This is a genomic window from Rheinheimera sp. UJ63 (assembly GCF_021568285.1).
In the GTDB taxonomy this organism is placed as follows: domain Bacteria; phylum Pseudomonadota; class Gammaproteobacteria; order Enterobacterales; family Alteromonadaceae; genus Alishewanella; species Alishewanella maricola.
This window is the reverse complement of the sequence record NZ_JAKGTQ010000004.1, coordinates 1-13934: the sequence shown is the minus strand read 5'-3', so window position 1 is coordinate 13934 and position 13934 is coordinate 1. Positions and strand designations below refer to the sequence as shown.

At 45.1% G+C, this 13934-nt stretch carries 14 protein-coding genes; 4 read left to right on the top strand and 10 right to left on the bottom strand.

Annotated elements, in window-relative coordinates:
- Positions 1 to 36: 36 nt before the first annotated feature.
- Positions 37 to 714, bottom strand: coding sequence for a ribulose-phosphate 3-epimerase (gene rpe / locus L1N97_RS12115; RefSeq protein ID WP_229587000.1), 678 nt, complete (start codon positions 712 to 714; stop codon positions 37 to 39).
- 223 nt (positions 715 to 937) lie between these two features.
- Between rpe and L1N97_RS12110 the strand changes: the two genes are divergently transcribed.
- From L1N97_RS12110 to L1N97_RS12100, 3 genes are all read left to right on the top strand, one after another.
- A complete protein-coding gene (locus L1N97_RS12110; protein WP_236129976.1) occupies positions 938 to 1621 on the top strand; it encodes a TorF family putative porin in 684 nt (227 codons plus the stop codon).
- Between the two features lie 117 nt (positions 1622 to 1738).
- Positions 1739 to 1978, top strand: a complete 240-nt coding sequence (locus L1N97_RS12105; protein WP_229586499.1) for a hypothetical protein — start codon at positions 1739 to 1741, stop codon at positions 1976 to 1978.
- Between the two features lie 9 nt (positions 1979 to 1987).
- Positions 1988 to 2182 carry a DUF2970 domain-containing protein gene (locus tag L1N97_RS12100; protein WP_229586497.1) on the top strand — a complete coding sequence of 65 codons (195 nt, stop codon included), beginning with the start codon at positions 1988 to 1990 and terminating at the stop codon, positions 2180 to 2182.
- Here L1N97_RS12100 and L1N97_RS12095 read toward each other — a convergent pair.
- The 9 genes from L1N97_RS12095 to L1N97_RS12055 all read right to left on the bottom strand — a co-directional run bounded on the left by L1N97_RS12095 (position 2179) and on the right by L1N97_RS12055 (position 11072).
- The gene (locus tag L1N97_RS12095) at positions 2179 to 3012 is read right to left on the bottom strand and encodes a Dam family site-specific DNA-(adenine-N6)-methyltransferase (protein ID WP_226751068.1); all 834 of its coding nucleotides are present in this window, start codon (positions 3010 to 3012) and stop codon (positions 2179 to 2181) included. The two genes, L1N97_RS12100 and L1N97_RS12095, sit on opposite strands and share 4 nt — an antisense overlap.
- Complete coding sequence (locus L1N97_RS12090) at positions 3013 to 4428, bottom strand: SPOR domain-containing protein (protein ID WP_236129975.1); 1416 nt, start codon at positions 4426 to 4428, stop codon at positions 3013 to 3015. It abuts the gene before it with no gap.
- Positions 4428 to 5483 (bottom strand): 3-dehydroquinate synthase, encoded by a 1056-nt coding sequence (aroB, locus tag L1N97_RS12085; protein ID WP_236129974.1) that lies wholly within the window; start codon positions 5481 to 5483, stop codon positions 4428 to 4430. Before aroB ends, L1N97_RS12090 begins: the two co-directional genes overlap by 1 nt.
- A 20-nt stretch (positions 5484 to 5503) precedes the next feature.
- Positions 5504 to 6022, bottom strand: a complete 519-nt coding sequence (aroK, locus tag L1N97_RS12080) for a shikimate kinase AroK (RefSeq protein ID WP_226751065.1) — start codon at positions 6020 to 6022, stop codon at positions 5504 to 5506.
- 172 nt (positions 6023 to 6194) lie between these two features.
- On the bottom strand, positions 6195 to 8264 hold the full coding sequence (locus L1N97_RS12075; protein WP_229586491.1) for a type IV pilus secretin PilQ: 2070 nt from the start codon (positions 8262 to 8264) through the stop codon (positions 6195 to 6197).
- A gap of 15 nt (positions 8265 to 8279) precedes the next feature.
- The gene (locus L1N97_RS12070; protein ID WP_236129973.1) at positions 8280 to 8813 is read right to left on the bottom strand and encodes a pilus assembly protein PilP; all 534 of its coding nucleotides are present in this window, start codon (positions 8811 to 8813) and stop codon (positions 8280 to 8282) included.
- Positions 8810 to 9397 (bottom strand): type 4a pilus biogenesis protein PilO, encoded by a 588-nt coding sequence (locus tag L1N97_RS12065; protein WP_229586487.1) that lies wholly within the window; start codon positions 9395 to 9397, stop codon positions 8810 to 8812. Before L1N97_RS12065 ends, L1N97_RS12070 begins: the two co-directional genes overlap by 4 nt.
- Before the next feature lie 8 nt (positions 9398 to 9405).
- Positions 9406 to 10005 (bottom strand): PilN domain-containing protein, encoded by a 600-nt coding sequence (locus L1N97_RS12060; RefSeq protein ID WP_236129972.1) that lies wholly within the window; start codon positions 10003 to 10005, stop codon positions 9406 to 9408.
- Complete coding sequence (locus L1N97_RS12055) at positions 9993 to 11072, bottom strand: pilus assembly protein PilM (RefSeq protein WP_236129971.1); 1080 nt, start codon at positions 11070 to 11072, stop codon at positions 9993 to 9995. The genes L1N97_RS12060 and L1N97_RS12055 overlap by 13 nt, the downstream gene beginning before the upstream one ends.
- A 156-nt stretch (positions 11073 to 11228) precedes the next feature.
- Here L1N97_RS12055 and L1N97_RS12050 point away from each other — a divergent pair, with 156 nt between their 5' ends.
- The gene (locus L1N97_RS12050; RefSeq protein WP_236129970.1) at positions 11229 to 13793 is read left to right on the top strand and encodes a penicillin-binding protein 1A; all 2565 of its coding nucleotides are present in this window, start codon (positions 11229 to 11231) and stop codon (positions 13791 to 13793) included.
- Positions 13794 to 13934: the final 141 nt, after the last annotated feature.

The following is a 13934-nucleotide window of genomic DNA, read 5'->3' as shown; positions in this document are numbered from 1 at the left end:
ACGCTGTTGTCGGCTAAGCTCGCAGCAAAAAAGCCATTAACAGCAGACTTTTGCTAATTCAGCTCGCATCGCTTGTATCGTTGCCGCGTAATCGGGTGTGTTAAAAATAGCCGAGCCAGCGACAAACATATCGGCACCCGCACGAGCAATGTCAGCGATATTATCTAAATTAACGCCACCATCAACCTCTAAACGGATTGGCCGACCACTTTGCGTAATACGTTGCCGTGCTTCTTGTAACTTATCGAGCGTAGCAGGAATAAACTTCTGGCCACCAAAACCGGGATTCACCGACATCAATAACACCACATCAATTTTATCCATGACGTAATCCAGATAACTAAGCGGTGTCGCCGGATTAAACACCAAGCCGGCTTGGCAACCGTGTTCTTTGATCAGCTGTAAAGTACGGTCGATATGCCGAGAGGCTTCCGGATGAAAAGTAATAATACTGGCGCCGGCTTTAGCAAACTGCGGCACCATGCTATCGACAGGCTCAACCATCAAATGCACATCGATGGGGGCCGTTACACCGTAATCTCGTAAAGCTTGGCAGACCATCGGCCCCATGGTGAGATTGGGGACATAATGGTTGTCCATCACATCAAAGTGCACCACATCCGCTCCAGCAGAGAGCACCTTGGCTACATCGTCACCTAGGCGAGCAAAGTCAGCAGACAGAATAGACGGCGCGATTAAAAATGGTTGCATCAGTGTTCTCCTTGGAAAAACACCGACTTTACTGAATTATTCAACAGAATGCATCAACGGCTTAAGCCGTACTGCACAAAATACAAGCATAGCTGCACCAAGATGTTGCAAAGCTAAGCAAGCTAAGTCGCTTAAAAAAAACTAAACTGCTGTTTATTAATGAGAATTCCCACATGGCATATATCTTGGAAACAATTAAATGAATCCAATATGAGGGGAAACAACAATGACATTATTAAAAAAACTATCTGTAGCAACTTATAGCACCTTATTTGTAGCCATGAGCGCGGCCAGCATGCAGAGCCACGCGGTAGAAGTGAGTGGCGATGTCACCTTTGTTTCTGACTATGCCTTCCGTGGTATTTCACAAACGGACGAAGCGGCAGCCTTACAAGGTGGTTTAACTTTAAGTGATGAGTCAGGCATCTATTTATCAGTATGGGGCTCAAGCGTTGATTTCGGTGGTACTGGCACTTTAGAGCTAGACGTTATGTTAGGTTGGAGCGGTGATATTGCTGAAGGTTGGTCGGCCGATGTAGGTATTATGCGTTATGGCTACCCAAACACCGAGTTCGAAGGCTCTAACTTCTGGGAATTATACGGTTCTGTGGCTTACAAAGACTTCAGCTTAGGTTTGGCTTACAGCGATGATTACTACGGCAACAGTGGTAACTACTACTATGTCTATGCCGGTTACAGCTTAGCGTTAACCGATAATCTGGCAGTTGATTTTCATGTTGGTCAAAACGAATATTCAGACGATAGTTCATTAAGCTACCTAGACTACGGTGTCACGGTCAGTACTGAGGTATTGGGTCTTGGTTTATCATTAGCCTATATCGATACCGATATTAAAGATTGTTACCTGTGTGATAGCCGTGTGGTGTTTGGCGTATCAAAAAGCTTCTAAATCCCGTTTCCATCACTAGCCTACGCCACCGATACAGTGCTTAATAAATAATCAGCTTGTATCTGGTGGTGTAATCAACTATTATCTAGCGGTGGTGCGTCGTTAACAGGATTTAACATGAAACTAACTAAAACCAGCAAATCAATGCTTGCCATTAGTGGTGTGTTGTTTGCTTTTGCGCTTTGGCAAATAGATAGTTTGTCGCAATGCTCTGCTGACAACCTTGCTGGCTGTAAAGAAACTCAACGTAATTGGGTGAGTTGGTTGTCTGGCGATAGTCGCTCTGTACAGTTTCATTTTGTTGATTTTCTAGAGCTTTTAAGCCGTATGTCTCCTAGCAACAATAACCCTTCTTAGTTTCTTTGTATGAGCCACACCAAAGCAAGTACTTGGCAAATTATCAAAGCCGTGCTCGGCGCTTTTATTGGCGTGCAGTCTGAAAAACAACGCTTACAAGATTTTCAAAGCGACAGCGCGGTACCTTACATTGTCACAGGCATTCTGATGGCAGCGCTATTTGTGGGTGTCTTATTATTGATCGTTAGCTTCGTCGTCCCTTAACTGCTTTTTTGCTCAGCCAGATATAACGCAAATAATTCTGCAACCTTACCCCGGGCACTGCCCTTTTGACTGATCGAACGACTAACGTTTATGGTGTGCAGCTCTGCTTGCTGATAAATCTTGCGCGTCCAAGTCGTATCGTGATTACTGATCAACACGCTATGCCCATTGGCTTGCGCTTGCTCGGCTAAAATCGCTAACTGCGCCTGATCATCTAAAGTAAAACCCTGCCGCGCATAGCTGGTGAAACTGGCCGTTTTACTTAAGGGGACATAAGGAGGATCGCAATACACGGAGGCGCCAGCAGTTAACTGCTGAAAGACATCTTGATAGCTGCTACAGGTAAACTCGGCGAGTTGTGCTTTTTCCGCAAAGAAATACAGCTCAGCCTCTGGGAAATAAGGCTTTTTATAACTACCAAAAGGCACGTTGAATTTGCCAGACAGGTTGTAACGACATAAACCGTTGTAACCATGGCGATTCAAATACAAAAATAACAAAGCACGTTGATAGGTATCTTGTTGCTCATTAAACTGCTGCCGAAAGCGGATATAGCTCGTGCGCTCGTTGGCACTGGGCACAAAAAGTTGACGTGCGTCAGCAATATAACGCTCCGGCTGCTGCTGAACAATCTTATATAATTCAATCAGATCAGCATTAATATCGTTTAGCTTGTAAGACGGATAATGCGTGTTCAAAAAAACGGAGCCCGCACCGACAAAAGGCTCAACCAAACAATCAGCTGCGGGCAAATGCCGCTGCAACTGCTCGACTAAATTATATTTACCACCCGCCCATTTTAAAAAGGCACGACTTCTTTTCTGTACCACTTAATTATCCTGACTACTTTGGGCCAGTTGCAATCGTTGCCAAGCTTTGATCTCTTGCTGGACAGCACCCACACTTTTAATAAAAGGCCCAGCTGAGCTCAGCGCGCTGGGTAATTGTTGCACATACTGTTTAGCGGCGGTATTGCTGGCGAAACTTTGGCTGACGATGACCCATTGACCTCGGCCTTGCCAACTGCGTTGATACACTTGTATCGATAATTTTGGATAGTTACGCTTAAATCGGCTTAACGCGTTTTCACTCGATAATACCGCGATTTGCACAACAAAGTGTTGAGCAGGCGTGGCAAGTAATGCGCCGTGCTGATGCACCTTCGGCGTGTCTTGTTCGCGTTTCACTTCGGGCTCAGGGGTAAGCACTGATTCTTGTAATAACTTATCGGGTAATGGCTGCACATTATTTAATGTGGTTGCTACTGTCGGTTCTGCAGCGACCGTTTTGGCCTCGTCAATAACAGCAGCCTTAATGTTCTCAGCGTTGCTGGGCATAGCGACTATAGCGGGCTCGGGCTCGGCTTCTACTTCTGCTTCAGCTAACTCTGGCAACTTGGCGTCATTGGGTAAGTCAAGCTGCGCCGATTCACTCGCTACTCCAATCGTTTCAGGGCTTGCTGTAGCTGATTGCACTTGCGGCATGGGGACAATCGCCATCTCTGTAGCAGGCTTTGCCTGATCTGCAGAAGGTGTTGAATTTAACCAGCTAGTGAGGATAAACAATAAGATCAGTGCCGCGCCTACGCCTGCAGCAATTAAGGGGGCTTTGGGTCTGCTGACCACGGCCTCACGTGCCGCCCTCGCCGTTCGTGCAGGCGCTGGGCTAATTAATTTATGCAGGTTATTCTGACAGTTGGCAAAGCGTTCTGCTAACGCTAATGGATCTAATTGTTCTGCCTGTAACAACTGCTCGCAATCCGCTAAGGTAAGCCCTGGGATCGTCAAATTAAGCTGCATCTGACTATCCGCTTGCGTCGTGAAGACAAATAATGTCACCGGTAAACTTAAGATCCAAGCATATTGCTCAGCACTTAATAGCTCGGGGTTATCGGTAATTAAAATATAACGGGTATCGGCGTCAACGTTTTGCAAACGCTGCAATAGATTTTGCTCGGTTAAATCACTGGTCGCGAACCATTGCTTGCCGAGCTGCGAAGCTAATAATGCCTCAGCGATCGGTGCTTGAAGCATCGCAACATTGACCGAGATTTCTTCAGCTTCAGAAAATAACTCAGCTAAGGCGAGAGCCAATGTCGATTTACCACTGCCTGAAGCACCAATAATGGCTAGGCGGGAAAAATCATTAAAGGCTAATTGAAATAATAAGCGCGATAGCACATCACGTTGCGAGGGCAGCAAATATCCAGAATTGGCCAGCTGTTGTTGGAGGCCGCGTACTTTCATCAGGCAAAAACTTGGCTAAGTTCGTGCTCGGTTACATCCGCAACCACTTTACTGGCACCTAACGCCGTTGGCAGAATAAAACGCATCTTGCCCTCTTTCACTTTTTTATCTGTTTTCATATACGGCAGAAAGTCTGCAATGCTCATCTGTGCAGGTGCAACAGTAGGTAAGTGAAAAGCCTGCAATAATGCGATGGTTTGAGTGAGTTCGTTATCGCTTAACCAACCTCGACTCTGCGCAAGTTTAGCCGCCATCACCATACCAACGGCAACCGCTTCACCATGCAACCACTCGCCGTAGCCCAAAAAGGCTTCAATAGCGTGACCAAAAGTATGACCAAGGTTTAATAAGGCACGGTCGCCTTGCTCGGTTTCATCACGACTAACAATATCGGCTTTCATTTGGCAGCAATGTTTAATCATTTGCGCTAACACTAGCGGCTCTTTACGTTGAATAGCCGGCGCATTAGCTAACAACCACTGAATAAAAGCAGCATCGCCTAATAAACCGTATTTCACCACCTCTGCCATGCCTGCAGCAAATTCACGATCAGGTAAGGTGCCAAGCACACTGGTATTGATTAACACTTGCTCGGGCTGTTTAAACGCACCGATCATATTCTTACCCAACGGATGATTAACTGCGGTTTTACCACCGACAGATGAATCAACTTGCGCCAATAAGGTGGTCGGAATTTGTACAAAGCGCACACCACGTTGGAAACACGCTGCAGCAAAACCGGTCATATCACCAATTACGCCGCCACCTAATGCGACAAGCACCACATCCCGTGACATTTTTTGCTCTAACAAAAAGGATAGCACTTGCTCAAACGATGCCAGCGTTTTATAGGCTTCACCATCTGGTAAAAGGAAATGTTTTACCGGTTGCTGGAATAACGCGCTGACAGCGGCCAGATAAGGTTCAGCAACAGTAGGATTTGAAACGATCACTACCTGAGTCGCTTTCGCTAGCTCAGGTAGTAATGCAGGAAACGTATCGGAGATGATGATGGGATAACTGCGCTCGCCAAGTTGTACAGCAACTTCTTGCATATGCAGTTCTCCTTTAACGATTAAAAACCCAGTTGCTCAATAATCTGGTTAGCTACATTGCGGGCGCTTTGTTCATCGGTACGAACAGTAAAGTCAGCAATCTCCGTATATAACGGGTTGCGTTCAGCGGCCAGACGTTCTAAAACTTCTTTTGGCTCTTCTTCTGTTTGCAATAATGGCCGCTTTTTATCACGTTGTGTTCTGGCCACTTGCTTTTCAATAGGTGTTTCTAAATAGACCACGATACCGCGGGCAGATAACCTATTGCGCGTTTCTTTACTGATAACTGAGCCACCACCGGTCGCTAATACTATTCCTTGTAATTCAGTTAGATCCTGAATGACATTTTCCTCACGCACCCGAAAACCCTCCTCGCCTTCAAGGTCAAAAACCCAGGCGATATCGGCACCAGTGCGTCGTTCAATTTCCTGATCAGAATCATAAAAATCAAGATGCAGCATGTCTGCTAAATGGCGGCCGATTGTGCTTTTACCTGCACCCATTGGCCCCACAAGGAAGATATTACGTTTTTCTGCCATATGTCGTATTGCTAAATCAGCTAACTCAAAGAAAAGTTGAATTCAAGGACCACTAGGCTCCCACGAAAATTTGAAGCGCTGAATTATGTCAGGAATGCCCTTTCATTGGCAAGTTAATTCTGACAGCGTCAACAGCACAAGCGATGGTCAGCGACCATCGCTTGTGCCTGAATTAAGGCTGGCCTTCAGTCAAAATGCGCGGTGTAACGAAAATTAACAGCTCACTTTTCTCGTTTAATTCGCTTTTGTTGCGGAATAACACACCCATGTAAGGCAGATCACCTAGTAACGGCACTTTAGTGACCGTTGATACCACTTGCTGCTGGTAGATACCGCCTAACACGATAGTTTCACCATTGTCGGCTAACACTTGCGTCTTAATTTGCTGTGTATCAATAGCCGTAGCTGGGCCTGTAGGCGTTTGTACTGTCTCACCACGGGTATTTTGGGTAATGACTAAGTCTAAAATAATCTTGTTATCTGGGGTGATTTGCGGTGTCACCGTTAAGCTCAACACCGCTTTCTTGAATTCTACCGTTGTCGCACCACTGGAAGCCGCTTGCACGTAAGGGATTTCAACACCCTGCTCAATGCTCGCTTCTTTTTGGTTAGAGGTTGTGATGCGTGGACTGGCAATCACTTCACCTTTGTTCTCTTGCTCTAACGCCGATAATTCAAGATCTAACAAAGTACCGTCAGCTAACCGAGCAACGTGAAAGGCAATACTGCCAGCAGGGCTAGAAACGGGCAAATTCACGTTCCAACGATCATCTAACGCTGGGAAACCACCCGTTGAAATACCATTAGCGCCGGTGGCATTACCTGAGACACCGCGATCACCGCCACTGGTGCTTTGTTGATCACTAAAGCCCCAACGAATACCAAGCTCATCCGTTACGCTATCATTTACCGTGACAATACGCGATTCGATTAAGACTTGGCGTACAGGAATATCTAAACGTTCAATTAATCTGCGGACGTTTTCAATGTTACGGGCTGTATCTTTGATTAAGATGGTATTGGTGCGTTCATCCACGACGACACTGCCGCGAGGAGAAAGTAAGGTTGCATCTTTATTGGATAGCAACAGCGCTAAATCAACGGCTTTTGCATAATTAATTTGTAAGAAATCTGAATACAGTGGCTCTAACTCTTCCACCCGCTGTAATACTTCTAATTCTTTCGCTTCACGCGCAGCTAACTCTTCCGTTGGCGCCACCAACAGAATGTTACCTTCCATACGCTTATCTAAGCCTTTAACACGCATCACGATATCTAAGGCCTGATCCCACGGAGTACCATCTAAGCGCAAAGTAATATTGCCAACAACAGAATCGCTGGTGACTAAGTTAAAGCCGTTATAATCGGCGATAATTTGTAGTACGGTTCTTACCGGAATATCTTGGAAGTTCAAAGAAATAGCACGGCCTTTATAATCACGACCACCGCCTAAAATACTCCGGCTGGTCAAATCACGTTGCATAGTAACCGTAAAAATATTGTCGATTTGCTGATAGTTAAAGGTGAACTGATCTGTGGCATCAATCACTAAACGCGTTGAGGTTTTAGTTTTAAAGGTTTCAATACCTTTAACGACAGTCGCAAAATCGCCGACATCAAGCTGATAAAGTAACTCATCGGGAATATCGGTGTTATAGAATTCGATTTCTAATTTGCCAAGACGCTCTTGCACATCAACGGCCGCTGCATTTTCTTTTAAAAATACTAAAATTCGGCCTTCGCCTTTATCACCACGACGAAAATCAATCGCCTGTAATTTATTAATAAAGCTTGGATTAAGCTCAGATGTCGAACCCGCTTTAACAATTTGCGGTGAATCGGCGAGATGCACAGCATAGACATTACCATCAAGTCTGGTGCGGTAGACTTTTAAGGAATCCATGCTGATAACAGCATTAATGCCACCTTCAGACAAGGTAGACTTCACTCGGCTAACGCCGGCATTATTAATCGCCACATCAGCAATACGCTGTTCTAGCTCAGCTTCAGCAAAGCGAACGTTTAAACGCGATGGCTCATTTAACAAGCTGATGTCTGGCTCTTGCAGCAACGGCTCATCAAACACGAACTCGATCTCAGTTTCACCATTCAGCAATGGATTGAAACGAACCTCGTAGAGCAAGGGCGCTGCACTAGCAGGTAAAGCAAGCAATAACCACGATAACAAACCAAGTCTGCTAACTTTGCGTCCTACATTTTTAATTTTTATTAATTTATCCATGATTCACTCGCACACCTAGTTACCTGCAGTCGCAGCATCGTACATCTGGATCCGTGTTTCACGTTCCACCCAGCAGCCAGAACCATCAGGAATTAATTCCAGTAAATCGATATAAGTTGGCTCTACATTGGTTACTTTGCCGCTGAATAAGCCCAAATAATTATCAATTGTTACTCTGTATAAAGACTTGTCAGCAGATTCAATCAAGCCCCAGAGTTTATCGCCATCACCTAAAGTACCGCGCATTGTCAGATTTTCCAACGCAAATCTTTCCAGCAGTTCTTTGCGCCGATTAGGATCCGGATACAAACAATCTTGTTGTTGCAAGAGTCGTTCCTGAATTGCTTCTGGCGTAGGCTCTGCAAAAGGACTGCGCTGATTTGCCGCCGCATAACTGATATGCGAAAACTCTTTTACTTGCGGTAACGGTTCAATACGTTGCCGAGTATTGGCTTTTACATTATCCATATGCGCTTGAATATGGTCGACGCTGTCAAAACAACCGCTAAGTAGCAGCACTGAGGTACCGGCTAGCAGTATGGCTCTCATTGGCTGTTCTCCTTATAGCGATAGGTTTTTGCGACCACGTTAAAACGTAGTTTACCGTCTTTCTCAGCTTGAATATTAAAGTCATGTAAACTGACAATACGCGGTAATTTAGCCACTTCGCTGACAAAGTTACCGAATTGATGGTAATCGCCGGTCACATCAATCTTAATTGGCAGCTCGGTGTAGAATTCTTTTTCGACTTCCGGCTCCCAGTTAATTTTGGAAAAAACTAAACCGCTTGTGGTGCCAACATAGGTAATGTCATCCAACAAACCAGGCGTTTCAGACGTGGTAGGTAGTTGTTTTAATAAGAAAGCTAATGAATCTTGCATTTCTTTCATTTGCTCGCGATACGCTTCTAGGTTCACCGCAACCGCATAGCGGGTTTGATACAATTGCATCAGCTCGGTTTCTTTTTGTTTCGCGCTCGCCAACTCGTCAATTTTACTGTCGATTAATAAGTAATAACTGATAACTGACACCAAGGCCGCTAAAATAGCGGCAAAAATCGCTTTGACCAATACAGGCCAAGAACCCATATTGTCTAGGTCTAAATCATTGACATCAATATCAGATAACTTCATGTTGAGGCTCATTTCCGGCCTCCCTGAGCATTGGTTTTTGTCTCTTCGTTGCTATTGTCTAAGGCTTCAAAGCCGACAATTTTTAAGTGCATTTTAAAATCACTTAATAAACTTGAGCGCTCTTTAGCAGCTTGAATAAACTCGAGGTAAGGCTCTGCTAATAATTCTGACTGCTCCGCTTCACGCAGCATATTAGACAGTCGGTTATTTGACTCACTTTTCCCCACTAACAGTAACATTGAGCCTTTTTTCTCCAATTGCGTCAAATAAACACCGTTTGGAATGATGGTCGCAATTTCAGACATCACTTGCGTACCTAAATTTCGGCTGCTTTGCAGTTGTTCAATCAATGTTAAACGTTGTTGCAAGCTGCGTTTAGTTTCATTTAAACGTTTAATCTCAGCAATACGTTGATCTAAGATGGTAATTTCACTTTGCAGATACTGATTACGCTTCGCTTGGCCTTCTAAACGGGCGTTGTAAATCATATTAATTAAGAAAAATACCAAAAAACTCATTAATGCGGTAAAAGCCAATACCATCACATAGTTTTTCTGACGTTCCTTTCGAGCCGCATCACGCCACGGCAGTAGGTTTATATGTGCCATGGCGAAAAACTCCTTAAGGCTAACCCACTGGCTACCATTAATTGTGGAGCATGCTTATCTAAAAGATCGCGATCAATTGACGACGCCACTTCCATACTGCTAAAAGGATCAGCAATCACGGTATGAATGCCTAACTCGTCAATTAATAACTTATCGATACCTTCAATCATACCTGAACCACCTGACACCACGATGTAATCCAGTGTTTCTTTACCACTGCTGGTTAAGTACATTTGAATACCGCGCCGGATTTGTTGTAATAACATGGTTTGGAAAGGCGCTAACACTTCGAAGGTATAGTTTGGGGGTAAATCACCGGATACTTTGGCACTTTCAGCTTCATCGTAGCTTTTATTGTAGTAAGACAAAATACTGCGAGTATATTGTTCGCCACCAAACACTTGGTCACGGGTATAGAGTGTTTTGCCGCCTTCAACGATGCTTAATAACGTCATGGTTGCGCCAATATCTATCATGGCAACCACTTTATTGCCGGCATCCGCAGGTAACTGACTTAAACATAACTCTGCTGACCGACTTAACGCATAGCTTTCAACATCGACCACCTTTGCGGTAAAGCCGCCATCGGCTAGGGCAGCGACTCGCGCTTCTAAACTCTCCGTACGAGCGGCGCTCAATAGCACGTTTACTTTAGAGGGGTCGGCTTCATTAACATCAAGCTTTTCAAAGTCGAGGCTAACTTCATTTAATGGGTAAGGGATTAAGGTATCCGCTTCAACTTCAATTTGGCTTTCAAGTTCAGCGTCAGTTAATGACACATCCATGAAAATGACCTTACTGATAACGGTAGAACCAGAAATAGCTGCAGCCGCGAACTTAACACCGCGTGGAATTTTTTTACGAATTTTCGCCAGCACATTACCAACAGCTTCAATGTCTTGGATCTCACGATCCGCCATTGCGCCTTTTACCATGGGCTCCACGGCAAAGGCTTCTACCTTGTAGTAGCCACTGTGCATACTTAATAGCACTGCCTTAACGGTGTGAGAACCGATGTCAATGCCCACCATTATGGGTGATTGTTTACTAAACAGGCTTTTAATCATAGCGCCTTGCAGCCGTATTATTATTTATCGATTTTTGTTTAGGTATTCTTAGCCCAGTCACAGGTTTTTGGCAAGAAAAAGCGTTTAATCTCAACCTAATAAATATATACTAGCAGCGTTATTGTCAAATTGGGAGTTAAAAATTGGGGGCCAACGGTGTCGTGGGTTAAAAAGCTTTTTATTTTGTTCGTCTTGATGACATTTTTAGGTGTCGCCACTATCGGTATTACCTATGTTGTTGTAAAAGATGACCTACCTGATGTTGCCACTTTAAAAGATGTGCGGCTGCAAACCCCAATGCAAGTATTCACCGCTGATGGCGAACTGATCTCCCAGTTTGGCGAGCAACGCCGCATCCCTTTAACCTTAGAGCAAATGCCCCCCTTATTGCTCGAGGCTTTCCTAGCTACCGAAGATACCCGTTTTTATGAACATCCTGGTATTGATATTATTGGTATTATTCGTGCCGCCAGTGTGGTAGCGACGTCGGGTGAATTAAGCCAAGGTGCCAGTACCATCACCCAGCAATTAGCTCGAAATTTCTTTTTATCGCGTGAGAAAAAAATCATTCGTAAAGTAAAAGAGATCTTTTTAGCGATCCATATTGAGCAGCTACTGACTAAACAAGAAATTTTAGAACTTTATTTAAATAAAATTGAATTAGGTCAACGTGCTTTTGGTGTCGGTGCGGCTGCACAAGTGTATTTTGGTAAGTCTGTCACTGAACTGACGGTTGACGAAATTGCCATTATCGCGGGTTTACCTAAAGCGCCCTCCATCCTCAACCCCGTACGCTCTGCCAGTAACGCTCGCGCCAGACGCAATGTGGTGTTAGGCCGGATGCTCGATACCGGCGCTATCGATCAAGCCACTTATGAAAAAGCCATAGCGGCACCTGTGACCAGTCGCTTGCATGGTGCACAAATTACCGCATCAGCACCCTATATTGCTGAGATGGTTCGGCAACAAATGGTTGACTTGTTTGGTGAAGAAGTCGCCTATGCTGATGGTTTTAAAGTCTTTACAACCATCAATAGTCAACAACAAGCCGCTGCCAAACAAGCGTTACAGCAAAATATCTACGATTACGATGAACGCCATGGTTATCGTGGCCCTGTTGCCAGAGCGTGGCAGGCCGAATTTGTCAGTAACGATGATGAATCTCCTGTGTTTGGCGAAAGCGGACGTTTAGATGAAGCGGCACTTACGCAGTTTCTTGAGCAACAACAGGGTATCGAAGATTTAGTGCCAGCGGTAGTATTGAGCGTGGCGCAACAAAGTGCGGAAGTGATTTTAAAAGGCGGCCAAACTCTCACTTTGGAATGGGATGGCTTAAAATGGGCACGTAATTTTATTGCTGATGATCGTCAAGGTACAGCACCAAAATCTGCCGCCAGCATCTTAGCCCCCGGCATGAGTATTTTAGTGCGTCAGCAAGATAATGCCTGGCGCTTAAGCCAAGTGCCAACGGTGAGTAGTGCTTTGGTGGCATTAGATCCGCAAAACGGTGCGATCCGCTCATTAGTTGGTGGCTACAGCTTCTCACAGAGCCAATTTAATCGCGTAACACAAGCCAAGCGTCAAGTCGGCTCAAATGTAAAACCTTTTATCTATTCTGCGGCGTTAGAGCAAAACTATACCCTAGCCAGCATTATGAATGATGCTCCCATCCATCAATGGGATAATAACGCAGGTATTGCATGGCGGCCGAAGAATTCACCCGCCGTTTATGATGGGCCAATTCGCATCCGTGAAGCTTTAGCTAAATCCAAAAACGTGGTGTCGATCCGCTTACTGCGCGGTATCGGGGTTGATGCCAGTATTGCCCATTTGCAAAAATTTGGCTTTGCACAAAGCGACCTGCCACGTAACGAAACGCTCGCGCTGGGTTCAGCCTCATTAACGCCATTAGAAGTGGTTACCGGCTATGCCGTTTTTGCGAACGGTGGCCATTTGGTTCAGCCTTATGTTGTTGATAAAGTTATCAATGCCGAAGGTAAAGTGGTTTATCAACATCAACCGTTATTGGCTTGCCAAGCCTGTGGCGAACAGCAAAATGCTGGCAGTTCAGCCGAACTGACCGACGCGACAGTAGATGAATTGACTGACCTTAACGCCATGGCGACAGAACAATATGCGCCACAAGTTATTTCTGCCCAAAATGCGTTCTTAATCGCCGACGCCTTAAAAAGCAGCGTTTGGGGCGGTGGCGATTGGCGGCAAGGCACAGGCTGGAATGGTACGGCTTGGCAATTACAAAGCCTAAAACGTCGAGATATTGCGGGTAAAACCGGTACCACCAACGACTCTAAAGATACGTGGTTTTCAGGCTTTACCCCGCAACTTGTTGTAACAAGTTGGGTTGGTTTTGATGATGCTAACCGCAGCTTAGGCCGTGCCTTGTGGAATGCCAATTTAGACAGAAATCAAAGTGCAGGCACAGAGTCTGGCGCTCGTACTGCTCTGCCAGCTTGGCTAAACTACATGCGAGTCGTATTGCCCGCTTATGCTGAAAAGTCTTTACCGACTCCCGTAGGTATTTCTTCAGTACGTATTGATCAGGCCACAGGGCTGTTAAGTCGTCGCACCGATGATAGCAGTACCTTTGAATACTTCAAGTTGGGCACGGAGCCAACGCAATACGTTTCAGGAAGTGTACCGCAAATTCAATTTGGTGAAGAGCCGGTTGAAAAAACCGAAGAAGTCGAAGAATTGTTCTAAAAAAAACCGGCGAAAGCCTAATGCCGATCAGTTAAGAACTTTTCAGATCGGTTGACCGATCCAGTGGTTGGTATATAAAGGCCTACAGAATAAACACTGTAGGCTTTTTTTATGCATATTGGTCAGGCTTTGGAAACGGTT